This is a genomic window from Aquimarina sp. RZ0 (assembly GCF_008370685.1).
Lineage (GTDB): Bacteria > Bacteroidota > Bacteroidia > Flavobacteriales > Flavobacteriaceae > Aquimarina.
On record NZ_VTZU01000010.1, the window covers coordinates 56,655 to 79,874 of the forward strand.

19 protein-coding genes and 1 tRNA gene are annotated in these 23,220 nt (G+C 32.1%); 15 read left to right on the forward strand and 5 right to left on the reverse strand.

The annotated features are described in order from the left end of the window. Nucleotides 1-219: 219 nt before the first annotated feature. A complete protein-coding gene (locus F0000_RS06070; protein WP_149623822.1) occupies nt 220-420 on the forward strand; it encodes a hypothetical protein in 201 nt (66 codons plus the stop codon). 225 nt (nt 421-645) lie between these two features. Here F0000_RS06070 and F0000_RS06075 read toward each other — a convergent pair whose 3' ends face one another. Continuing rightward, entirely contained in the window at nt 646-843 is a 198-nt protein-coding gene (locus tag F0000_RS06075) for an oligoendopeptidase F family protein (RefSeq protein ID WP_149623823.1), read from the reverse strand. Nucleotides 844-1,411: 568 nt separating this feature from the next. On the opposite strand from F0000_RS06075, the gene F0000_RS06080 reads away from it, so the two are divergent. The 4 genes from F0000_RS06080 to F0000_RS06095 all read left to right on the forward strand — a co-directional run bounded on the left by F0000_RS06080 (nt 1,412) and on the right by F0000_RS06095 (nt 7,781). Further along, nucleotides 1,412-2,101 (forward strand): DUF2064 domain-containing protein, encoded by a 690-nt coding sequence (locus F0000_RS06080; RefSeq protein ID WP_149623824.1) that lies wholly within the window; start codon nt 1,412-1,414, stop codon nt 2,099-2,101. Nucleotides 2,102-2,288: 187 nt separating this feature from the next. Further along, nucleotides 2,289-5,423: a TonB-dependent receptor gene (locus tag F0000_RS06085; RefSeq protein ID WP_188112028.1), complete on the forward strand. Its 3,135-nt coding sequence runs from the start codon at nt 2,289-2,291 to the stop codon at nt 5,421-5,423. A 1,117-nt stretch (nt 5,424-6,540) separates the two neighbouring features. Then, nucleotides 6,541-7,257 (forward strand): peptide chain release factor H, encoded by a 717-nt coding sequence (prfH, locus tag F0000_RS06090; RefSeq protein ID WP_149623826.1) that lies wholly within the window; start codon nt 6,541-6,543, stop codon nt 7,255-7,257. Beyond that, nucleotides 7,254-7,781, forward strand: a complete 528-nt coding sequence (locus F0000_RS06095) for a hypothetical protein (RefSeq protein ID WP_149623827.1) — start codon at nt 7,254-7,256, stop codon at nt 7,779-7,781. The genes prfH and F0000_RS06095 overlap by 4 nt, the downstream gene beginning before the upstream one ends. Before the next feature lie 327 nt (nt 7,782-8,108). On the opposite strand, the gene F0000_RS06100 is transcribed toward F0000_RS06095, so the two are convergent. Then, nucleotides 8,109-8,339 (reverse strand): hypothetical protein, encoded by a 231-nt coding sequence (locus F0000_RS06100; protein ID WP_149623828.1) that lies wholly within the window; start codon nt 8,337-8,339, stop codon nt 8,109-8,111. A gap of 664 nt (nt 8,340-9,003) precedes the next feature. On the opposite strand from F0000_RS06100, the gene F0000_RS06105 reads away from it, so the two are divergent. The 10 genes from F0000_RS06105 to F0000_RS27630 all read left to right on the forward strand — a co-directional run bounded on the left by F0000_RS06105 (nt 9,004) and on the right by F0000_RS27630 (nt 20,378). Continuing rightward, nucleotides 9,004-10,944, forward strand: a complete 1,941-nt coding sequence (locus F0000_RS06105; protein WP_188112029.1) for a tetratricopeptide repeat-containing sensor histidine kinase — start codon at nt 9,004-9,006, stop codon at nt 10,942-10,944. A gap of 57 nt (nt 10,945-11,001) precedes the next feature. Next, complete coding sequence (locus tag F0000_RS06110; RefSeq protein WP_223148876.1) at nt 11,002-12,489, forward strand: AAA family ATPase; 1,488 nt, start codon at nt 11,002-11,004, stop codon at nt 12,487-12,489. Between the two features lie 71 nt (nt 12,490-12,560). Continuing rightward, entirely contained in the window at nt 12,561-13,061 is a 501-nt protein-coding gene (locus F0000_RS06115; protein WP_149623830.1) for a hypothetical protein, read from the forward strand. A 167-nt stretch (nt 13,062-13,228) separates the two neighbouring features. Further along, nucleotides 13,229-13,951 (forward strand): hypothetical protein, encoded by a 723-nt coding sequence (locus F0000_RS06120; RefSeq protein ID WP_149623831.1) that lies wholly within the window; start codon nt 13,229-13,231, stop codon nt 13,949-13,951. A gap of 9 nt (nt 13,952-13,960) precedes the next feature. Further along, nucleotides 13,961-15,082, forward strand: coding sequence for a hypothetical protein (locus F0000_RS06125; protein ID WP_149623832.1), 1,122 nt, complete (start codon nt 13,961-13,963; stop codon nt 15,080-15,082). A 19-nt stretch (nt 15,083-15,101) separates the two neighbouring features. Further along, nucleotides 15,102-16,916 (forward strand): OmpA family protein, encoded by a 1,815-nt coding sequence (locus F0000_RS06130; RefSeq protein WP_149623833.1) that lies wholly within the window; start codon nt 15,102-15,104, stop codon nt 16,914-16,916. A 92-nt stretch (nt 16,917-17,008) separates the two neighbouring features. Continuing rightward, nucleotides 17,009-17,779: an ABC transporter permease gene (locus F0000_RS06135; protein WP_149623834.1), complete on the forward strand. Its 771-nt coding sequence runs from the start codon at nt 17,009-17,011 to the stop codon at nt 17,777-17,779. A gap of 4 nt (nt 17,780-17,783) precedes the next feature. Beyond that, the gene (locus F0000_RS06140) at nt 17,784-18,611 is read left to right on the forward strand and encodes an ATP-binding cassette domain-containing protein (protein WP_149623835.1); all 828 of its coding nucleotides are present in this window, start codon (nt 17,784-17,786) and stop codon (nt 18,609-18,611) included. A gap of 1,390 nt (nt 18,612-20,001) precedes the next feature. Next, nucleotides 20,002-20,073 (forward strand) — tRNA-Ile (locus tag F0000_RS06145). Between the two features lie 140 nt (nt 20,074-20,213). Beyond that, nucleotides 20,214-20,378: a hypothetical protein gene (locus F0000_RS27630; RefSeq protein ID WP_188112030.1), complete on the forward strand. Its 165-nt coding sequence runs from the start codon at nt 20,214-20,216 to the stop codon at nt 20,376-20,378. Nucleotides 20,379-20,475: 97 nt separating this feature from the next. Here the strand turns inward: F0000_RS27630 and F0000_RS06150 are convergent, their stop codons facing one another. From F0000_RS06150 to F0000_RS06160, 3 genes are all read right to left on the reverse strand, one after another. Next, nucleotides 20,476-20,913: a hypothetical protein gene (locus F0000_RS06150; protein ID WP_149623836.1), complete on the reverse strand. Its 438-nt coding sequence runs from the start codon at nt 20,911-20,913 to the stop codon at nt 20,476-20,478. A gap of 245 nt (nt 20,914-21,158) precedes the next feature. Next, the gene (locus F0000_RS06155) at nt 21,159-22,364 is read right to left on the reverse strand and encodes a glycosyltransferase (protein WP_149623837.1); all 1,206 of its coding nucleotides are present in this window, start codon (nt 22,362-22,364) and stop codon (nt 21,159-21,161) included. A gap of 21 nt (nt 22,365-22,385) precedes the next feature. After that, nucleotides 22,386-23,219, reverse strand: a complete 834-nt coding sequence (locus F0000_RS06160; RefSeq protein WP_149623838.1) for an alpha/beta fold hydrolase — start codon at nt 23,217-23,219, stop codon at nt 22,386-22,388. Nucleotide 23,220 lies beyond the last annotated feature (1 nt).

Consider the following 23,220-nt stretch of genomic DNA (forward strand, 5'->3'; position numbering starts at 1 on the left):
TAAATACCTCCAAAATATTTTATCTATTATTGTACTATGCAAAATATCTTTACTATGAACTCATCTTGAATAATAACCCAAAGATAATTGTAATCAAAAATTACTTTTTTAGTTATCTCAGAGATTTTTATCTTTTAAATATGATTGCCCTGAATAGTGCTTGCTTTCTTGCTTTCTTGCTTCTGGATAAAAACATTCAGATAGATCTAATGATTGTTTTTGGGGAGAAATGAAGAACAATTCAAAGAAGAAAAGGTGAATACTCTTCTCTCTAATATGATCCACAACAAAAGCTGGTGGAACCTCTTTTATCATTACAAGCATAAATATGTTTATGAAATTCGAATTCCCAGTGGTCACGGAATTCGCTGGAATGCATCAGGGACAAAACTGATTAGTTTTTTAGAACCCTTTTTATAAGTTTATATTATTCCACAAAGTTCACACCTAACTAAAAAAAATACCGAGGGTCCCCACCCTCGATATTTTTGCGAACATAGTTCGCCTGATATCCTTGGCATATATGTAAATATGTTACTGCCCAGAAATCACCCTTTTGTCTAAAAACACTCACAATAAAACAAACTCAAATAAATTAAAACTTGTCTGGTAATATTATTTTTCAAATAAAATTACCTACTAAAATTATTTCTTTTTCCCCTCAAAAGAAACTCCCAACACTTTACCATCTATTTCTAAATCGTTAAAACTCATATCAATTTCTATAGCAGATGAGTATTCACCATGAATAACTACAGAGATATATTCTTCAAAATCATTGACACTTGCAAACTGCACTCCATATATAGAAGGAATTCCGTTACTAAAATCAAGTCTATACATTTTACAGCCAGTTTCTACTACAGTACATATCCCCTTTTTAGTATCTACCCCATTAGTTTCACATTTCTGTTTCTGTTGTATAAACTATAACTGTTCGCTTATCTGTTGATCATTATAAAAATATAGGATTAAACAAAAATTATTATGTTCTAGTGGAGTTTTTACATAAGTATGTGGATGAATGGACTTATTTTGAGTATCCGGGTAATAAATAATCCCCGAGGCAGAGCCATTGAGGTATTCAACGAAAGAAAGTTTATTTTTAGTTTGATGAAAACCTTAGGTTTTCAAACTTTCCTCTTAACCCCAACGCAGAGCGTCGAGGAATTCTATAGATTAAATATTGCCGCGTATATACCCGAATTATAGCAACACTCTTCTAGTTCTATTTGTATGAGTAGCAAAAATGTTTTAAAATAAATTGTTTTTAGGCCGTAAGTTTTATAATTTTCTAAAGACTTATACGATTTGTCCTTTGAACTTACTGTAAAAGAAAATTATGCTTTAAACACCAGTAAATTCAATGGATGAATGATATTATTATTATATCTAAAATTAAAAATTTCTTTTGACTAATTTCAAAAAATCAACTGCAGTTATTGTCTTTGCCCTTTCTCAGGAAGAAGAAATCAAAAGAAAGCCTTTTCTTAAGAATAATTTATTTCAGCAAAAATTTACTTCCAGAATTTGTAACATTCTTGATAAAACAGGGTTGGAATATTTTTTATTTGATGAAAAAAAGCAAGAAGGTAGTAGTTTTGGAGAACGTTTTTGTAATGCTATTACAAAAATATATGATAAAGGTTATGACGCTGTTATCACCATAGGCAATGACACTCCTAATTTACACAAAAACCACATAACCAAAACAATACAAGCATTACAGCAGGGCAAAAGTGTTATTGGCCCTTCTTTTGATGGTGGATTTTATATTATGGGACTTCATAAAGAAGCTTTCTGTTACCAGCAATTTTTAGAATTCTCCTGGAATTCATCTCATGTACGAAAAGAACTTTGCGCATATCTGGAATCTTATCCATCAACCTATGTCCAATTAGATTTTTTATACGATCTGGATCAGATTTGTGATATTAAAAAAGTATATAGCTCATTATATTTTGAATTAAAACAAACATATTTAATACTTCAAAAATTACTTCAAAAAAGGAGGATTATTGATTCCTTTGTTATAGAGATTTTAATTATTGTCACCCTAAAAAGTTATTACAACAAGGGATCTCCTTCTAGTACTTCTTAACATCGATTAATCTCAGTTCACAAAGATATTTTTCTAAGGTATCACACATATTTATTTTATTAAAAACTTGAAATAATTGTTTCTTATAGAGGTATTTCTAATAGTATAATTATACGTCCTTGTATGAGGTATGATATTCGATACTCTTTGTATTCATTATTCTCAAGTCATTATCAAATTTAAGTTTATGAAGCTTTTTTTTAAAGTTATTTTTATAGTTCTTATTCCACTTTTTTCATTTGCTCAGGAGACAACAGGCACCCTTCAGGGAGTACTAACCGACACAAAAAACAATCCTATACCCTTTGCCACTATTCAATGCATTGATATAGCTACCAATTATAAATATGGTACTATTTCTGAAGAAAATGGTTTTTATAATATTTCAAATTTATCACCATCCAATACCTATACATTACACATTTCTTTTGTAGGATATCAATCGATCAACGAAGAAAATGTTACTATTCAATTAGGGAATACTACTATCAAAAATTTTATACTATCTGAAGATAGCGTATCATTGGAAGCAGTAGTGGTAACGAGTACTTCTAAAAAACAAAAAAATGGAAATGAAGTTATTCTGGGAAAACGAGAAATCGGAACCACCCCCACGATTAACCGAAGTATTCAGGATCTTACAAAAAACTTGACTGAGAATAATCTTAATTCTTTTGGAGGAGCCAGTAATCGGTTTAACAATCTCAATATTGATGGCATTGCTAATAATGATGTTATTGGTTTTCAGGAATCCGCCAGTGGCGCTGCAGGTTCTTCTGCTAATGGAACACCCGGAAGTCTATCCAGATCACAACCTATTGGGCTGGGTGCTGTAAAACAACTATCCGTAAAACTTGCCCCATTTGATGTTAGTATTGGTAATTTTAGTGGAGCCAGCATTAATTTGGTCACTAAAAATGGTACTAATACTACAAATGCAGAAGTGTATACTTACGGGAATAATCAAATTTTACTGGGTACCTATGCTAACGGAATTAAACAAGAGAAAGCTAATTTTTATGATTTGCAATTTGGTGGCGGAGTTGGAGGGGCTATTATTAAAAATAAACTTTTTTACTATCTAAATGTAGAGCAAGCATTATCTGATAATCCGGTATTAAACGCTCCGGGAAGTACTACTTCTAATATTTCTTCAGCAGATGTTGAGGCAATTGCCAATCGCTTAATCTCTGAATATAATTATGATCCTGGTACTTTTACCGACGCCTCTATTAAAACAGCCAGTACCAAAATATTCGCTCGTTTGGATTATAATATTTCTGATCAGCATAAGCTTACGTTACGTAATAATTATGTAAATAGTTATGCTGATAATTTAGAGTGGAACGCTTCTATATTCAATTTCGGAAATCAGGGATATCGTCATAATAGTATTGCCAATAGTCTTGCATTAGAATTAAAATCTAATTTTAGTAATGGTATTACGAATCAACTTACCTTAGGCTACAATACCGTTAAAGAAGATAGAGATTTTGACGGGCGTGTATTTCCGCATATCCAGATTGCTTCTAATTCTACCAACCGTATTTTTGCAGGAACCTATCGGGAAGCATCCGTATATAATACCGATTTCTCTACAGTACAATTCACAGACAAAGTTTCTTACACTTCTAAAAAACACACATTAACCGCCGGTGGGCTAGCTCAATTTCATGATATAAAATATGGATTCTTATCTGCCTGGAACGGAAGATGGGAGTATCGTTCAGTACAAGATTTTCTAGAGGATAGACCCAGACGTATCAGAGGTGTTTATAATATCAATAATAATGATTTTGATTTTGTAAGTAATCGCCCATCAGCTACGGTCTCTGTAATAGAAACTGCTCTATATGTCCAAGATCAATTCAGGGTTTCTAATACCTTTTCTGTAACAGCAGGTATCCGGCTGGATGCGCAGTTCCTGCCCAGCGATTTACCCATAAGTCAAGAGGTTCTCAATACTCCAGAATTTAGTCAGTTTGATAATAAAATATCCAAAGCCCCACAAATAAATCCTAGAATTGGATTTAATTATTCATTAGATGCAGATCATAATTATCGACTACGTGGAGGTACAGGTCTTTTTTCTGGTCGTATTCCTTATCTCTGGTTTGCGTATGTAGAATATATTTCTGGAACAGAATATTTTAATATTGATTTACGTCCTACAGAAACTACTCCATTGATAGAGAATCTCGGCGATTTAAGAAGTGTACAACCCAACCTTGCTGAGATCAACCTTATAGATAATGATTTTACGCTTCCCAGAGAATGGAAAACTAATATTGCCCTGGAAGCAAAACTGCCAAATCAATGGAATTTAAATATTGAAGGAACCTATACTGAAGTACTAAATGGATTATTTTTTCAATCTATTAACCGCAGAAATGAACTTGGCAATTTTGCTGGTACCGACAATCGCCCTTATTTTTTACAAACCGGTCAGGAGGCAAAAATCAATCCTAATTTTACTAATGTATTTTTATTAACTAATACTGACAAAGGATATCGTTATAATTTTACAACAAATGTTTCTAAAAAACTAGGGAATTACAGAGGGTCTGTTGGGTATACCTACGGTATGAGCAAAGATATTTCCAGTACCGTTAGAAGCTCACCAGCTGCTAATTTTGAATGGAATCAGGCAATTTTTGGAAACGAACCGGCTATTTCTTTTTCTAATTTTGATCTAAGGCATAAAATAGTATCTACACATTCTTATGACTTTACTTTTGGAAAATCTAATGCTCTTGGAATATCTTTCCTGTACAATGGGCGCTCAGGAAGCCCCTATTCTTTTATATATCAAGGAGACCCTAACCGAGATGGTTCCTCCAGAAACGATTTGATTTATGTCCCTCGTGATCAAACCGAAATACAATTAGTGGATATTGTGGATAACAACGGAATCGTAACTGCCACAGCAAATGAACAATGGCAACAACTAAACAATTATATTGAAAACAATTCATATCTAAGAAGCAGACGCGGAAATTATGTAGAAAGAAATGGAGCTAAAACTCCTTGGAATCACGAATTAGATATGAAATTACAATATGGGAAAAAACTAAAAAACGGACATCATATTACTGTATCTTTTGATATGCTTAATGTCTTTAACTTTATCAATCGGGATTGGGGTCGTTTGGTATTTGTTCCTAATGTGGTAAACTCCAGTTTTAGTCTTCTTAATTTTGTAGGTATTGAAAATGAACAACCGCAATATCAATTTAATATTGATCAAGATGAGCAACCCTGGAATGTGGATTTACAAAACTCCAGATGGAGAGGTCAGATTGGAATTAAATATGGTTTCTAAGATTCTATCCACACAATATCATCCTAAGAATGTAACCAGTAAGACTGTATCTTTTTTTGCCATAGGCGAAAACATTTTGTTTTCTTGCATTCAAACAAAAGTTGTTTGCTATTATATCAGTTCTCAAATGAAATTACTTGCTAAAATAAAATCATTTTTTTTGTTGCACACTTCAAAATAAAAAACATCGATAGCGCTGTTATCGATGAATGTTCTTTCTGGTCTGAATTAAAAAATAATTTGATTCAGTGTACGATGATTTTAGCTAATAACAGGTATTATCCAGAATCAAAATGAATTAATAGCAAAATTTGGATTTATCATAGTATTAATTCGATATTTATAGTAGAAATAGATACTAAAAACGAAATTAATAGCTAATGAGGACAGATTATCAATATACAAAGGATGCTATAAAACTATTTATAAATAGAGAATACAGGTAGAACAATCATAAAATGATATAAAAACCAGAAGCGTCCATAAAAATGGGCGCTTTTTTTTATATTCATTGTAGGTATTTTATTAAGAGAAATGGTTTAAACTTTTTTCAATTCGCTATAAAAATGCTCTTTTTGAATCAATTTTTAGCTTTTTCTTACTTCGTAACACTGCAATGAAGTTCAAAAAGCACTTCAATTGAGTAAAAAAGTTTAAATCACTTCAAATAGGAAACACAATAGTATTTGAAAGTACTTATAAGAATTACAGCATCTTACAAAAAACTTACTATCTGTTGAAAAACGGACAGGATTCTCCTTGTTCAAAACTAAAATAAACACCTCAAAATCAACTAAATAAATTTATTTTTTATTTGTGTAATTCAAAAATAGAGTTCATATTTGCATTGTAAAAAAACACTTAATTACCGGAGCACTATGAATTTCACATATACAAACATATATACTTTAAGAGAACCAAGTTCTCCAGTAAGTATACTTCGGGACTTCTACTATACTTAGTACTGAAAATAGCAGTATTTATGAAGTCTGAAGCCGTTTAAGTTTTGGACTTTTTTATTTTATTTTTTTTAATAAAAAGTAATCATACCATAAGGTCTGTAATAACTATAGGTATACATCATACCTTATTTCAGCATACAATAATTAAAAACAACATGGGAACACCCTTAGAACATAAAATTATACAAATTATTGCAGGAAGAGGACCGGCAGAATGCTGCTGGGTAGTGGCACAAGTGCTCAAAATATTTCTGCAAGAACTCCGGCAACAGGAATATGAATATATCATATTGCAACAAGAAAAAGGAATAGAGAATCGTACTTTACAATCTGTAACCATAAAAATAAATGTAAATCAAATGCAACACTTCCTTGATCAATGGTTGGGCAGTATCCAATGGCAAGGTGCTTCTGCTTTTAGAAAACATCATAAACGAAAAAATTGGTTCATCGGGATGTATGAAATACAACAAATTAAACTCCTGGAGCTGCAGGAAAAAGAAATTTCTTTTCAAACTATGAAAAGTTCTGGCCCTGGAGGTCAACACGTAAATAAAGTAAATTCTGCTGTGCGTGCCACCTATCAGCCAACTGGAGATCAGGTTGTAATTATGGATAGCAGATCACAACATCAAAATCGAAAGATTGCGATACAGCGATTAAAAGAAAAAGTGAATCAAAATCAGTTAGAAAATATTAAAAAATCTCTAACTTATCAATGGGAAAATCATCTTACGATACAGCGTGGTAATCCTATCAGAACATTTAAAGGAACTGATTTTAAAAAACAGTATAAAAAATTATCGTATACATCTAAGCCGCAACAACTAAAAGGCGCTTTGCGTAACGAATTAAAAAAAGCAGGATTATGAGAAATTTATCGGACAAATATCTATTTCAGGCATTAGATGCATATCCATACAACTTGGAAGAAGCAGTAGAATCTCTTAATTATGCACTCTCGTATGATAATAAAAACCCAGTAGCTTTATGTTTGATGGGACAGATATATGCAGAAAATTTAAGAAGCTATGAAACAGCAAAAGAATACTATCAGCAGGCATTAGCAGAAGATATGTATGCATTGGATGTATATCCTAACTATATCAATGTACTCTTTTGGAACGAAGATTATCAAGAGGCAGAAAAATTAATAGAATTTGCATTAACGTTAAAGGGTTCAGACAAAGCTATTTTATATCTCAAAAAAGGTATTCTTTTTGAACAAAAAAAAGAATATCAAAAGGCACTTAAAACTTTGAAAATAGCAAAAGAGCATGTGTATGACAACTATGTTATAGGTGATATTAATGACACTAAAAAAAGGATAAAAGATAAAATGCCTAAAAACAAAAAGAAGAAAAAGAAATCTTCTAAAAAATTAAAGAAAAAATAAACTACTGAAAAGGAGATATATTGAGCAATGCTTTTACCTGCAAAATTTACATTTTGTGCTCTAATTTTGTTGGTTTTTTAAACCGTAGGCTATGGCTATGCTGAAAAAACCTGCTTCATTATAGTACAAAAGCCAAACTTTTCGGTTGAAAACCACTACTCAAGATGAGTTTATTAAATAGTTATCAGGTATTCACAAGATTAGAAAAAAGACTGATGATATTTTCTTTAAGACGTTCAATAATTACTAATAAAGCACTGTGAAGACACAGTGCTTTATTAGAGCTAATTATCATGTATTTGTCTCGAACAAATATTTTAGCGAATATTATTCGTCAATATCATCATATACCGGATATAAACTCGTAGAATTGTTTTTATTTTCTGTGGCATATTTTGCTCCGAGAGCAACAATTTCATCAGATTCTTCTACAGCTTCAGAGGCTCCACCACTAAAAGAACTTACTTCAAGTTCTGATGGTAAACTTTCTTTCTCACAGGACGTAAATAATAATACACCAATGGCAAAGTAACTTAGGTTAAAAATTCTTTTTTTCATTTGATTTGGGTTTAAAATTAATAATAAAAGGGAATTTTCTTCAAAAATACAATCAAATTCTTTTTTAAAAGGTCATTTATCTCACATTAAGTTTTTTTTATCATTTAACGATGGTAATAAAGTAGCCATTTTCTAGCACAAAAGGTTTTCAAAAAATTATGAAATGAACCATCTCAACTATGTGATCCCAGCAAAAACAAAAGTCCAACGACTCCTTAAAAAATATAGGAACAGAGCTAAATATTTTTATGACAAATTCTGCCCAACAGCTAAAAAAATCTTAAAAAAGAGCAGGTGAAAGTCTGTAAATGAAAATAGTTATCTATAAATTATTACTATGACTTATTGTACCTTTGTGGTTATGGTCTACAGGGTTTCAATGCCTGACAGATCCCTCTAGACTAATTATTTTTTTACTGAATAATTCAGTTTTATAAACGGTCTCGTCTGAAAACAATTCTGATTCTTTCTTTAAGAATGTATTTCTTAGAGTAAAACTATCTCGGGGCAAGCTCACGAGGCATTTATTAGAAAAAAACATTTCGATTTCGAGGCAAGCCTCGGAGCATTTAAATCTCGATTATCGAGTAAAAGTTAAATATCAAAGAGCTTATTGATTTTTATCTAACCCTGAAAAATAATGATATTTGTAATTATTCAATACATGTCAAAATCTTTAAAGCTTTTTCCGCTTCCGTTTTTATTATTAATAAATCATCATATTGCTGCTCAGGCAACATTAGAAAACCATCGGTACAACTACGAATTACTTAAACAAGCACGAAAAGATATTACGTTCAAACAAGAAAATCGACAAGAAGCATTTAGGATAACACACAAAATTTTAAAAAAAACCAATAATGAAAAAGATATAATTTATGGATATACCAATATAGGAGCGTATCATTATTATAAATATGCAACAGATTCTGCATTATTTTATACAAAAAAAGCTATTTCATTGATAGGAAATAAACAAGACTCAACCTCTTTAAAATCCTTGTCCTATTGTTACGTAATCCTTTCAAATGCTTCGCGAGATAAAAATCTAATTGACGAAAGTAAAAAGTGGGCTTTAAAAGGAATTGAAACCTCCAAAAAAATCAATGATACTATAGCATTACATAAACATACATCCAACCTTGCAATTACCTATAGAATTTCTGGTGATATCCCCAAAGCATTAGAACTTTTTGAAATGATTATAGACAAAAAATGGAATTCAGATTTGACAAAAAACAATTATATTTCTATTGCTCTTTGTTATGCTGATTTAAAAAAATATAAAAAAGCACTTGTTTATTATCAAAAAGCACTGAAGTACTATGAATCAATAGACAACCAAAGAAGCAAAGCAATTACCTTAATGAATATTGGAGTCGTTTATTCAAATACTTCTAAAATCGACCTAGCTCTATCCCATTTCAATAAGTCATTGCTCATTGCCAACACATATGATTATCCACTAATTGCCCTTAATAATAAAATTAATATTAGTGAGACCTTTCAAAACAAAAAACAATATAAAAAGGCAAAAAAAGGATTCCTAAAAGTTTTATACACTGCAAAAAAATCAGGGTATCTTAAGCAACAACTATATGTTTATAAAGCATTAAAAGATATTGCTATAGATGAACAAAATTATAAAAAAGCCCTTGTTTATTCTGAGAAAAAAAGTAATATACAAGATTCTATAAAAAAAATGCAACAGGATAAGGAGGTTGCTAAACTGGAAATACAATATGAGACATTAAAAAAAGAACAAGAAATATTACTCTTGAAGAAAAATCAGGAACTCAAAGCTTTGGAAATAAAAAGGCAGCAGTTTCTAAAGAAAATACTCACCTATTCTTTTATCATTATTCTTATACCTCTTATAGGATTACTTTTTCTTTACTTCAAAAAATTAAAAAGTCAAAATTTACTCAACAAAAAACAAAAAGAGATTAGTGAACAGAAGATAGATGCATTAATCAGGGATCAAGAATTAAAACTAATTAAAACATCACTAAACACTCAATATAAAGAAAGAAAACGTATTGCACAAGAGCTTCACGATAGTATAGGTGGGAATCTGGCAGCCATAAAACTTCAGTTCAGTTCTGTAGCTGGGAATATAGAAAATCTAGGACTAATCCATCAACAATTAGATGACACCTACAAACAGGTTAGAATGCTTTCTCACAATCTTATTCCTGAAAAATTCAGGCTTAACAATTTTACACAATTACTTAAAGAATACATGAATAATATAGGAAATTCCAGTGATCTTGTTATTAAGATTTCTACTTTTCCCGAAAATAAAATCAACGAATTAGATCATTTTTTTCACAATAAAATATTCTCTGTTTTTCAAGAACTTATCACCAATACCATAAAACATGCGAATGCCAGCGAAGTTCAAATCCAAATAGATATTATAAAAGATATCATCTACATTATTTTTGAAGATAACGGCATCGGTTTTGACACTTCAATAGTACCTTTGGGTATTGGTTTATCAAATATAGAAAATCGTATCCATAAATTATCGGGGGTATTGCGTATTGATTCTCACCCAAAAAGAGGTACCATCATCAACATCGAAATGCAAAAACCTTTATAAAGCCCTTAAAAGAATCTGTACATTTGTTGTAATAATCATCAGATCAAAATTGTATCAATGGATAAAGAAAGAAAGACCACTCCTTTACACATATCTCCAGACTACTTCGAATTATTAAAAAAAGAAGGTACAAAAGCCTGGACTATATGTCTTCATCTCAATACTGATAAGAAATTTATAAATACTGTCACATCATCAGCTCAAAACAATAAAACTATTAGCTATAAGGCAGAGCATATATTGATGAGAGATATTGTGAAAATTTTTAATAGTCTGGCGATACGCTATGATGATTTTAATCAGATACCTGTAAAAGCTAAATTCTTATTGATTTATTTCTATGAACGATTACAGGGGCGAGAGCTTAGCAAAACATATGATTTATCGAAAATCAATCAGCTTCCGTTATCCGATCGATTTGATAAAAATGTGACACTCATAAGAAATACCTCTTTTTATGAAACCAAACCTGAATTAGAAAAAGAGTTTGCACTTCCTGCTATTTTAACAAAAATTCATAGTGATCATATTTCTGGTATAGCATCTATCATTAATAGAATAGCTATGATGATCGTAAAAGCTGATAATACAATTACCGAAGAGGAAGAAGTTTTATTAAAAGAAATCGCTAAAAAAATAAATAATCCTAAGGTAATTGTAGATGCATCTACATACAATGATATCCCTGAAAATGATACTTTAGAGATTGTTCTTAGCGAACTTCATGAATTGGTTGATCTGGATTCTATAAAAAAGAGTGTAGAAGATCTTACTAATTTCTTAAAAATTCAGAAAGTACGTAAAGAGAAAGGTCTTAAAACATCCAACAACTCATTACATGCTGTTTTTATGGGACCTCCGGGTACCGGTAAAACTACAGTTGCCCGCATGCTCGGGCGTATCTATAAACATCTCGGTTATTTGGAGAAAGGGCATCTTGTAGAGACTGACAGAGCTGGAATGGTTGCAGGATATGTAGGGCAAACAGCTATAAAAACCGATGAGATAATTACGGCGGCTATTGGAGGAGTATTATTTATTGATGAAGCATACTCACTAACCACAGGAGGTTTTAATGATTTTGGCGCAGAGGCCATAGAAACCTTATTAAAACGTATGGAGGATCACCGCGAAAACCTGGTTATTGTAGTTGCCGGATACCCCGATGAGATGGAAACCTTCATACAATCAAATCCAGGACTACAAAGCCGGTTTAATCGCTATTTTGAGTTTGATCATTTTTCTATAGATTCACTCGCTAAAATCTTTAAGCTGATTGCTAAGAAAAATGATTTTATCCTTACAGAAGATGCAGAGGATAAGTTATTAGCTATTTTGGAAAGAATCCACGAAAAAAGACATAAAGGTTTTGGTAATGCCAGAACGATAAGAAATTTGTTTGAAAAAATCATTGAACGACAGGCAAATAGAATTGTCTCTATCACCCCTGTTACAGAAGAAGTATTAATGACCTTAACAGAAGATGACATCCCACCAATACTGAAAACTGTCAAAGAAATCATCTTATTTGATGAAGAAGAATGATTCGTATTCATTACATTAGTAGTATTCTAAATAATAACTAACCTCCCTTTTCTTCTAAATTTTGGTTTATAATGACATTACAACACTTAATTGATTGGTTTGGGCAACACGAATATATAATAGCAGTTTATTTTGGTATTGTATTAGCATTCACTGTATTGGTCACCTTACTAATTAATAAGAAGAACAGCAATTTTCTACAATATGTAATGAGCGTTCTGGTTTATGCAGTCACAGTACCAGGTATACTATCATTTATACTGCTTTTGTATGCGCTGATAATACTCAAAACGAATATACTGACAGTTAGTATAATTGCATATTTTGTCCCTATAATTGCTACGATTCTAGTATTATTTATTTTAAACAAAAAAGTACGTATGAGCACAATTCCCGGATTCGGGAGGTTATCGGGTTTATTAATTTTGATATGTATTACATTTGCCATTGTTTTTATCCTACAAAAAACGTATTTTGGAGTACTATTCATTGGAGGCTTTATGCAACTCATTGCTATGTTTTTTGCAGTGTTTATACTTTTAAAAATAGCGTGGAATAAAATACAAAAATAAGGGCATTAAAAATTATTGGGATATTAAGTGTAACAAAGTAGTAAAAAAAAACACAAATAGTAATGAGATACTACTTTTAAAAAACAACGGTGGTTAACAGGAATTTATATAAATTTGCCTTTAATTATCGTTCAACAACCAAGAGTAATTTATCAAACGTATTATACATGGGTAAAGAAAAATTTAATTGGAAAGGTCTTTTTATTAACGATGAAAATGACAATGAAGATACAAGTAAGGAAGTTGTACCAAAAAAAACAACTGAGAATACTACTTCTTTTCCTAAAACAAAAGTCACTTCAAAATTTCCTACATCAGCTCCAATCACTTCAAAAGCCAATATTCCTACATCCACAGGAAATAAATTGCATGTGAGTAGCAATGTTCTCAATACAATTATAGAAATGTATGAAGCCGGTTTTGAATCATTAAATCAACCAGGTTATGATTTCTATGAATTTTTCAAAGCTATAAAAGCAGTAGGTTCTAATGAACCTACTGTGTATAAAATGGCTTTAACAATGGCTCAATCTGTAGATTCTAAAGTAACTAAATCTGCACTCCTATCACAAGCTGACTATTACATAAAAGAAATTGAAAAAGTACATAAGCAATATTCTAAACAGGGAAATTCTAAAAAAATCAGTATAGAAGAGTCTCAAAAAAACTCTAAACAAAATCTGATCACAGAAATTTCTGCTTTAGAAAAACAACTTATGGAAATCCAGAATCAAATTAGTCTTAAAAAAAATGAGCTTCATTCTCTGGATACTAATATCTCATCTGAACTATCAGAAATAGAACAAAAAATTGCAGCAAATGATACTGCACGATCAAAAATTCTGGAAACCATTGTTACTGTGGTTAACGGTATAAAAAATAACCTATAAGCGCTGTTAATGGATCTTAAAGAATCAAAAAGTCACGTTTTAGACTTACCAATATTAAAACACTTCGATGATGAAAAAGGAGAAATATCCTTAAATCCTAATAAATGGAGAAACGGAGAAAAAGGATTAAATGCATTTCTAAAAATAGCATTGTTTGCTGGTTTAGGTTATGCTGCCTGGGTATACGTCTTACCTCCTCTTTTTACTGCATTAGGACAAGTTATCGCACTTGCTGGTGTAGCAGTATTTGTGATCTTTTTTATATTGATGCTTCCCGTTATCTTTAAGTTTTTAAGAAGAGTTACCAGAGGTATTCATAAATCTCTTATCAAACACGATCCTTTTGGGGAGCTGGAAGATCAAAAATTAAAAATGCTTCAGAATAGAAAAATATTCAAAGAATCCAAAGCTAAGATTAAAGCACTCAAGAATGGAATGGAGAATGAAGCCTACAAAGCAGAAAAAGAAGCAAAAGACTTTCAGGATCAGGTAGTGGCACTACAGAAACATGCAGAAAAAATTCGTTCCAAAATGGAAGCGATTGTTGCAGAAAAAGGAAGTGCAGGAAAAGATACGGACGAATATGTAGAATTGCATAGTGCTCTGGCAAAAAAACTATCTCAATCTCAGCAAATTGCTCACCAACTTAAACAGAGTAAAAGCTTTATTCAAAAATATGGAAGTAGAGCCAGCGTAATGGGCAAATTAGATAGAAAACTTACGCTCGCAGGAACTGCCATAGATATCAAAATTTCTGATTTTGAAGTAACCATAAAAATGTTACAAAAAGAATATGAATTTGCCAAAACGGCAAGAGCAGCTACAGATGGTGCTAAGTCTGCGATGCTATTCACTAAGGACTGGGAACTGGAATATGCGCTTGATGTAATTACAGAAACCATTGCTATTGATATTGCGAGAACACAAGAAAACCTATCTGATATTGATACATTGACCTCTAAGTATGATGTAGATAGTGATGAATTATATTCTCAATTAGACACCTTGGCAGATAAAATTAAGACAGGAAAAGATTTTATTCCTGAAGCAAAGAAATATAATAATCCTAACTATAAACTTACTGCAGAAGACAAACAAGAAAGTGGTGGTTTTGGTAATATGTTTGACTAATTAAAAATTAAATTAAAAAATGGGTAAAATTTTACGGACAAAGAAATTAACTACACTATCAGAATTGATTATTGTACTTATTTTGTTAGGAGGTATTCTTGGGGCTGTCTACTATTTCGCACCGGGACTAAGAGTAGGAGAAGCTAAGCAACTGGATGAATTAAATATAGATAAAAATGAAGTAAACAATGTAACTACTTCAGAAAAATTAGGATTACCATCCAATAGTCTTTCGGGAGAAGTAAAAAAGAAACCGTTGGTAAGAATGGCGGCATATGCCTGGAATGCACAATCTGGTATAATCGTGTCTAATGGAGGGCCTAAAACAACCAAGGGTTCTTTAATGGAACAAAATGGTGTCAATCTAGAAATCATTCGTCAGGACTGGCTATCAGAGCTTAGAAATATGCAGATGAAATTTATAGAAGAGTTTGATCGTGGAGAAGAGTTTCCGGATGCAGACAAAAGTGCATTTGCTATCATGATGATGGGAGATGGAGCACCTTTCTATATCAGTACTATGCAACAAGCACTAGATGATAAGTTTGGAAAAGATAAATATCACGTACAGGTAGTAGGTGCGGTGGGACTTAGTTACGGAGAGGATAAACTGATAGGTCCTCCAAGCTGGAAAGTAGATCCCAAAAGTATGAAAGGATCTTTGATTTCTGCTGTATTAGGTGATGGTGACTGGGTAACTGCACTTAATTATGCATTTGCGAATGGCCTAAAAGTAAATCCTGATGTAACCACCTATGATCCTGATGCTGTAAACTTCTATCCTTCTCAGGATGATGACTATATTAAATCCGCAGAAGAGTTAATTAAATCTCAGAAAGCAGGCTGGACAGTTCCTCTAAAAGAAGTTAAAAATGGAAAACTGACAGGAAAAACCATTAATAAAAAAGTAGATGGCTGTGCTACCTGGACACCTGGAGACAAAATGGTTTTTGATGCGCTAAGTGGATTTACTGATATTATTTCTACCAAAGAATTTAATAATCAGATGGCTACTACTGTAATCGCAGTAAAAGAATGGTCTATCAAACATCCGGAGATTGTAAGTAATATTCTAAAATCAGCATTGACCGCTTCTAATCAAATGAAACAATATGATGATTGGAGAGTAAGAGCATCCGAAGCGATTGCTAAAACGTATGATCTGGAAACACCAAAATACTGGTATGATATGTTTAAAGGTCAGAAAGGAAGTAAAAATGGTATCGAATATAATATGGGCGGCTCCAGAGTATTCAATTATGCTGATGTAATGCAGTATTACGGTATAACAGATGGTACAAATAGGTACAAGGCTGTTTATAATCAGGTATCTTCTTATCTGAGTGAGCTAAACCCATTTGGTTTTAATGAATCCGTAAAAAGAATTGTACCCTATGACGAGGCAGTGAATTTATATTTCTTAAAAAACATAAACGATATCGATGCGGGTACAGCCTATAAAGCAGATTATTCTAAAAAAGCTGAAGAAGTATTGGCCTCGGGAGAATGGAATATTAATTTTGATACAGGAAGTGCTAATATATCCTCATCTTCTGCAGCAACAATCGAGACGATTTATAACCTCCTCATACAAGCTGAGGATACTAAACTAAGATTAGAAGGACATACTGATAATACGGGTTCTACAGAATCTAACTATGACTTATCACAAAGAAGAGCACAGGCAGTTGTTAATTTCTTAAGAAAAAAAGGAATTCCGCAATCACGATTCCAATCTGTAATTGGTAAAGGAGAAGATGAGCCTATTGCCAATAATGGAACGAATAGTGGTAAAGCAAAAAATAGACGAGTCGTTATTACCTTGCTTAAATAAATACTCGCTAAGCACATAAAGCTGCCTCTGAATTATATACAAGTCAAGTATATCCAGTCAGGGCAGCTTTTTTTAATAACCAAAACCGTATTATGAAACATCTATTTAAACCGTTTGAAGTAGTCAGTAGAAATAATCGATTACTGATTACGCTATTTTGGATTGTATTAGTAGTCGTATTCTGGTTTATTTCCAGTATGGGCGAAAGACATTTGTTTCCTTCTCCTGGACAGGTATTTACAGGTTTCACAGAACTCTACAATGAAGGATTGGTAGTCCATATTTTTAGTTCTCTTTGGTTATGTCTAAAAGCGATATTGATTGCAGTAGTTATTTCTTTAATTTTCACATATTTATCTACAATCCCTATCATAAAACCAATAGCAAATACTCTGAGTAAAGGCAGATACCTCCCGCTTACCGGAATAACTTTTTATCTTGCCATTTTAATCAACGATGCCAGAACCATGCAGGTATGGGTTCTAGTAGTGTTTATGAGCACCTACCTGACAACATCCTTGCTAAGTATGATCAGTAGTATTGATCAGGAAGAGTTTGATCATGCCAGATCCTTACAATGTAATAGATGGGAAGTATTATGGGAAGTTGTAATAAAAGGTAGAATTGATCATGTTATTGAGGTTATCAGGCAAAACCTTGCCATTGTATGGATGATGCTGGTTACAGTAGAATCAATACTGGTAGCAGCAGGCGGTTTAGGTTTTCTAATTAAAAACTCGGACAAATTCATGAATCACGGGAGAATTATTGCATTACAGATTGTCATACTTCTTGTGGGACTCTCGATAGATTTTGTCCTGGATTACTTAAGAAAAGTATTTTTTAGATATTCCAAAATATAACTATATGAATTACAGCAAAGAAAGCACATTACTCTATGTAGAAAACTTAAGTGTTGCATATGGTGATAAAATAGTAATTAAGGACATTAATTTTGTGGAAAAAGATGTTATTAGAGAAAACAATGTAACTGGTCAGATAATTGCTGTAGTAGGACGTTCTGGAAGAGGGAAATCAACACTATTCAGAGCACTCACGGGATTGGTTAAACCCACTACAGGTAAAATACTTATTGCAGATACGACTACAGGAATAGAAAATGATGCCAAAGAAGTGCACGAAGGAGATATTGGATTTGTTGATCAAAAATATACACTATTTAGAAATAAAACTGTGTACCAGGCATTCATGTTTGCATTACGCAAAAAAGATATTTCTAAAGAAGAAAAGCATTCTAAAATAATGGACTACCTTACAGAATGGGGATTAGAAAAGGCAAAAGACCAATATCCAAATGAACTATCTGGAGGACAACGACAGCGAACAGCAATTATCGAACAGATTTTATGTTCGGGACATTATATGGTATTAGACGAACCGTTTTCTGGATTGGATGTTGGCAATATTCAGGATGTCAAAAACGCATTTAATTTAATTACTTCAACGCACGAATATAATACTGTTATCTATTCCACTCACGATATCGAACTGGCCGTAGAGTTAGCAGATAGTATATATGTAATAGGTTACCCTACCATCGACGGAAAAATAGAAGAATATGGAACAATCGTCAAACACATTGACATGAAAGAAATCAATCTTGCCTGGAAAGATTTCGGGATGGATCATATCGAAGTAGTAAAGCAAATAAAAGAAGTAATGCTTAATTCCTAGTAAACTACTTCGGGGCAAGCCCACGATACATGTATTGAAAAAAACATTTTGATTTCGAGACAAACCTCCTGTAGCATTTAAGAGTATATTTAAAAAGAATACAAATTGAAAATCAATAGTTTGAGGTTCTGAGTACACTTCAAATGATGAGTATATCGAGCTATTTACATTAATTTGAAGTAACCTCACGGTTCTTAAAATATTTGTTTTCCAGAAATAAGGTTTTTAAACAAGCTCTAAGCCTCGATTATCGAGTAAAATTACACCATTCTTTTTCTAAAAAAATATAATAATAAGCGGCTGTATAAAACGCATTGGAAGTTTTTTAAATATTTTTTTATTTAAAATTTGGATTTCATCACAACTTCCCCTCATATTTGCACTATAAATGACAATAAATAAAGCACATATTAATCCTAAATCACTGTTAAATCAGTGTGAATATCGTTGGAAAAACAGATTGTTCCATCGAAATCAGGCGTTTTGTAGCTGTTTTAATCCTCAAACATGAAGTGATTTAAAACAAAAACTATATAAAACTACAAGCGCCCAATAAAATGGGCGCTTTTTTTATTAAAAATTTTAAAAAAATGTATAAAAATTAATTGACACATAAAAAGCAGTATTTGGAAAGTAAGCATCAGAAAAGCAGATAGTTGCCAAAAAATCCACTATCAGTTAAAAAACTGACAGGAATTCTTATGCTCAAAATTAAACACAATATACTGATTGTCAATATTTTAAATCAAAAAATGTTTGGAGATTTAAAAAATGTTTTGATCTTTGCATAGCAATCAGAATTAAAACAGGAATTAATATTGATTGCACTATTTATAACAATAAAAAATAATAAAATGACACCTACAATTTCACTTCATAATCTGACCCGCCTCTTTAGTAAACAAAGAGAATATTGTTCGGGCGTGAACATACACGGTATCTTTTATCCAAACAAAATATCTATAAGAATATAACTTATATATAATAGCAAGATATAAAAGGTGCCCTGATAAGGCACCTTTTTTTATGCGCATAGTTCATTGACATATATTAACCTGAGTTTCGAATAATTCCAAGGGCGTCAGTTTGACTGAAATTCTGATAACCGTTTTGTATAGAAAACAAGCTTTTTGGGCTTAAAAACCTATTCGCGATGTACTTTCCCTTTATCAAAGCATTCGAATTAAAGGTTTTTAATCTTCTAGATTAATAGAAACTCTAGTTATTAATACCATTCATTCTTTGAATTTATTACAAAAGGAAAAAACAATATTTAATCGATAGATCTATTACCTGACTTGTATTATAAAAGTGTTACGTTCAGAATTTTGATTCTCAATGACAGCACTTATATCAAATCAATATGGTATACCCTTTCGGATTACTAAAATGAGGTATAACTCAGTGGCAGAGTGCCGCGCTTATATCGCGGGAGTCTTGGGTTCGATTCCCAATACCTCAACAATTTAGTCCCTGACAGAAACAACAAAACACATTCATTAACATCTAAAAAAAACAGCAATTATGAAATACATTTTATTACAAAATCTTTTTAAAAAAAATACTACCTAAAAATTAATACATCAATGAAAATTAAACATCATGAAAACACAGCTTATTACTACCAAAGAAAAAAGAAAAAATAATATCCATCAGTTACTTACAAAATGGATTACTATGTATATCAATGCTATGACAAAGGCATTATATCCTGATACAGCAACTTCAAAGAATAAAAATGATAAAAACCGTTTTTTTCATAAATAGAATACACTATACATAAACAACTCACTTTAATAAAAGTGAGTTGTTTATAAATTCTGATTAAATAAAGTATACTTTTAAAACAGGCTGTAACTTGCCTTTATTTTTTGTACAAGTAAAACTTTTTTTTCATTAAAAATACAGGTTGATAGGTAAAGAAAATGGCCAAAATACCAGCTAAAGAAACCTGAAATATAATCACTCCATTTTTCTCAAAAAATAAATCATACCCTAATGATATCAGCAATAGAAAAAAACAAGTTATACCCACCAATAATATAAATATCCCATTAAAAATACTCACCTTAAAGGCATAACGTAGCCATTTAAAATTCTTTATGAATTCAAATGGTAATTTTCCTTTTTCAACCTCTTTATATACATGTTTCACAGAATCCATAGTGACAAAAAAAGGTAAAAGGAATGCAAGAGGAAGAAATACTTTGACCAATGATTGCTCTCCTTCTATGACTCTTAACGCCTCATAATTCTTGAGTGCAAAAAACTGAATTACAAAATTCAATATAATATTAATCATAAAATTGATTATGGCTCTCTTAAAAAGAAATCGATTCAACATACTTTTTTATTTCATAGCTAATACCATTTCTGATTCAAAATTACTCCAGTCAACTTTGCTTTTTATTCTGAGTATTTTAAAACCAGAAATGGTCTAATTCATTATTTTCAAATATTCTTCTATTCTTTCATGAAGATATAAATTTCTTCAACAGACACCTCGACGTGTCTGTGAATCAGGAACAACATATGAGACTCCCTTTTTTATATAATATCATTTTTTACAAAATTATTGGTTGAGAGTAAATCAAGCTCTTTCAGAACTCTCGGGAGTCCACCACCTTTTTGAAACGAATCTCCAATTTTCTTGGATGCTTTAGCATATTCAGGGTCATTTAGTATTTTCTCTAAAGCTGTCGATAAATGTTCAGGTTTCAAACGTTTAAATTTCAATCGAATTCCAATATGTAACTCTGCTACTCTAGAGGCAACCTGGGATTGGTCAAATGCTATCGGAAGCACAATTAATGGCAACCCCTGCTCCATACTCTCACAAACAGTGTTATGACCTCCATGACAGATTACTGCTTGCAAGTATGGTAATAATTGTAGTTGAGGGACTTTATCCTGAACAATAAAATTATCAGGCCACTGCTCAAACAAATCCGGGTCTGCAACGAGAATAATCAGGTAATTTTTATCCTTAAATGCATCGATTACCTTGAGATAAAAATCTCTTTTTGAAGGTGCTGAAAATATGGTTCCAATAGAAATTAATATTTTTGGTTGTGATATCGTTTTTAAATATTCCCAATCAAAAACTGCATCCGTGGGACGATCTTCTATGAGTGGCCCTACAAATTTATAATAATCAGGAAACTCTTCTGTTCCCAAAAACTCTTTAGAAGAAAAAACTAAGGACAATTGATCTGAACAGGCTATTGATTTATTTCCAAAAACCCCAAGTTTTTTTTGTAGATTAATAATTTGTTCTGTTTCCCATTCCAGAAATTTAGGGAAATCTAAAGAAGCTTTTATAGCTGCAGGAGCAGTAATAGAAGTAGCATAAGGAATGTTTTTTCTAACTGCGCATATTGCACCAGCAAAAGCCTGATGATCGTTAATAATGACATCTGGTAGAAAATCATCTATAATATCTGGTAAAATCCTCCCCATATATAATCCTATAGGAATTAAAACTTTTTCATATAGGTACTGGATACTTTGTATACCAAAAACCTCTTGCCCTTTCTGCTTTATCTCATCAAAATATGCCATTCCGAGTGTATCTTCACCTTTCTCTTCTTGATGAAACTTATAACATACTGCTCCTTCCGGAATTAGATGATCTATGTCGATCATACTTGCCCAGGCCACGGCATGCCCTGCTTCGCTAAGAACTTTCCCCAGACTAAGGGTTGGATTAATATGACCCCAAAATGGGGGAACAACGAATAAGAAGTTCGCCATATTTAATAGTGTTAGTTTAGGTTATAATGCTTTTATCTGCGAAAAAATACTTTTTGATGTCTTGAATAAAAAATTATTCACATCTTCTGCTACTTCTACAGGATTTTCTAAGGGATACCAGTGCCCACCTTCTTTTAATAAATAGTGATTAGATGGTATCCATTTTGCTAGGTTATTTGCTTCGTCCAGGCAATCAGATTCGCTTCCATAAAGTAACAACGTATCAGAAGCAATCATTAACAGGTCTTCATTTTCAAACTCCTCTTCTCTATCCAGATCTTCAATAAGCGTGGTTTCCCAACAAAGATGCTTGAAAACTGCCATAATTGAATTCAATACTCGTGTTTTTCCTCTAGAAACCTTTCCTTCTCCTACCATTTGATTTTTCACTTTACCCATTACAATGTCGGGAAGTTGTTGTTTAACCTCCTCTAATGTTTTGAGATTTTGCTCTTCCATTACCTGATACACCATGGAATGCTTAGGGCTGGGAGATTCTAACAATATCAATTGATTGCAACGATCTGGAAATATAACAGCAAATTTTAACGCTATTTGAGCTCCAAAACTATACCCTACGAGGTGTGCTTTTTCGATTTCCAAAGCATTCATTAATCCCAGAACATCTTCTGCCATTTTTTTAAGATCAAAACCACCTTTCCCTTTTTCACTTTTACCATGGCTCTTCAGATCAAACATAACTACATGGTAATTCTTTGCCAATACTGGTGCAAAAGTGAAGTACCATTGTGCCACATTACCTAATAATCCAGGAATCAAAATGATAGTTTCTGATGCTTTTCGGTTTAATTGCTGAACGTGCAATTTTAACCCATTTACTTTTATATTTGCCATT

What these genes read in the sequence shown, in the direction of transcription:
- F0000_RS06150 (WP_149623836.1), bottom strand. Translation starts at nt 20,913, where the DNA reads ATGATTAATATTATATTGAATTTTGTAATTCAGTTTTTTGCACTCAAG.
- F0000_RS06140 (WP_149623835.1), top strand. Translation starts at nt 17,784, where the DNA reads ATGAATTACAGCAAAGAAAGCACATTACTCTATGTAGAAAACTTAAGT.
- F0000_RS06085 (WP_188112028.1), top strand. Translation starts at nt 2,289, where the DNA reads ATGAAGCTTTTTTTTAAAGTTATTTTTATAGTTCTTATTCCACTTTTT.
- F0000_RS06115 (WP_149623830.1), top strand. Translation starts at nt 12,561, where the DNA reads ATGACATTACAACACTTAATTGATTGGTTTGGGCAACACGAATATATA.
- F0000_RS06130 (WP_149623833.1), top strand. Translation starts at nt 15,102, where the DNA reads ATGGGTAAAATTTTACGGACAAAGAAATTAACTACACTATCAGAATTG.
- F0000_RS06095 (WP_149623827.1), top strand. Translation starts at nt 7,254, where the DNA reads ATGAGAAATTTATCGGACAAATATCTATTTCAGGCATTAGATGCATAT.
- F0000_RS06110 (WP_223148876.1), top strand. Translation starts at nt 11,002, where the DNA reads ATGGATAAAGAAAGAAAGACCACTCCTTTACACATATCTCCAGACTAC.
- F0000_RS06100 (WP_149623828.1), bottom strand. Translation starts at nt 8,339, where the DNA reads ATGAAAAAAAGAATTTTTAACCTAAGTTACTTTGCCATTGGTGTATTA.
- F0000_RS06135 (WP_149623834.1), top strand. Translation starts at nt 17,009, where the DNA reads ATGAAACATCTATTTAAACCGTTTGAAGTAGTCAGTAGAAATAATCGA.
- F0000_RS06155 (WP_149623837.1), bottom strand. Translation starts at nt 22,364, where the DNA reads ATGGCGAACTTCTTATTCGTTGTTCCCCCATTTTGGGGTCATATTAAT.
- F0000_RS06125 (WP_149623832.1), top strand. Translation starts at nt 13,961, where the DNA reads ATGGATCTTAAAGAATCAAAAAGTCACGTTTTAGACTTACCAATATTA.
- F0000_RS27630 (WP_188112030.1), top strand. Translation starts at nt 20,214, where the DNA reads ATGAAAACACAGCTTATTACTACCAAAGAAAAAAGAAAAAATAATATC.
- F0000_RS06105 (WP_188112029.1), top strand. Translation starts at nt 9,004, where the DNA reads ATGTCAAAATCTTTAAAGCTTTTTCCGCTTCCGTTTTTATTATTAATA.
- F0000_RS06160 (WP_149623838.1), bottom strand. Translation starts at nt 23,219, where the DNA reads ATGGCAAATATAAAAGTAAATGGGTTAAAATTGCACGTTCAGCAATTA.
- F0000_RS06075 (WP_149623823.1), bottom strand. Translation starts at nt 843, where the DNA reads ATGTATAGACTTGATTTTAGTAACGGAATTCCTTCTATATATGGAGTG.
- prfH (WP_149623826.1), top strand. Translation starts at nt 6,541, where the DNA reads ATGGGAACACCCTTAGAACATAAAATTATACAAATTATTGCAGGAAGA.
- F0000_RS06120 (WP_149623831.1), top strand. Translation starts at nt 13,229, where the DNA reads ATGGGTAAAGAAAAATTTAATTGGAAAGGTCTTTTTATTAACGATGAA.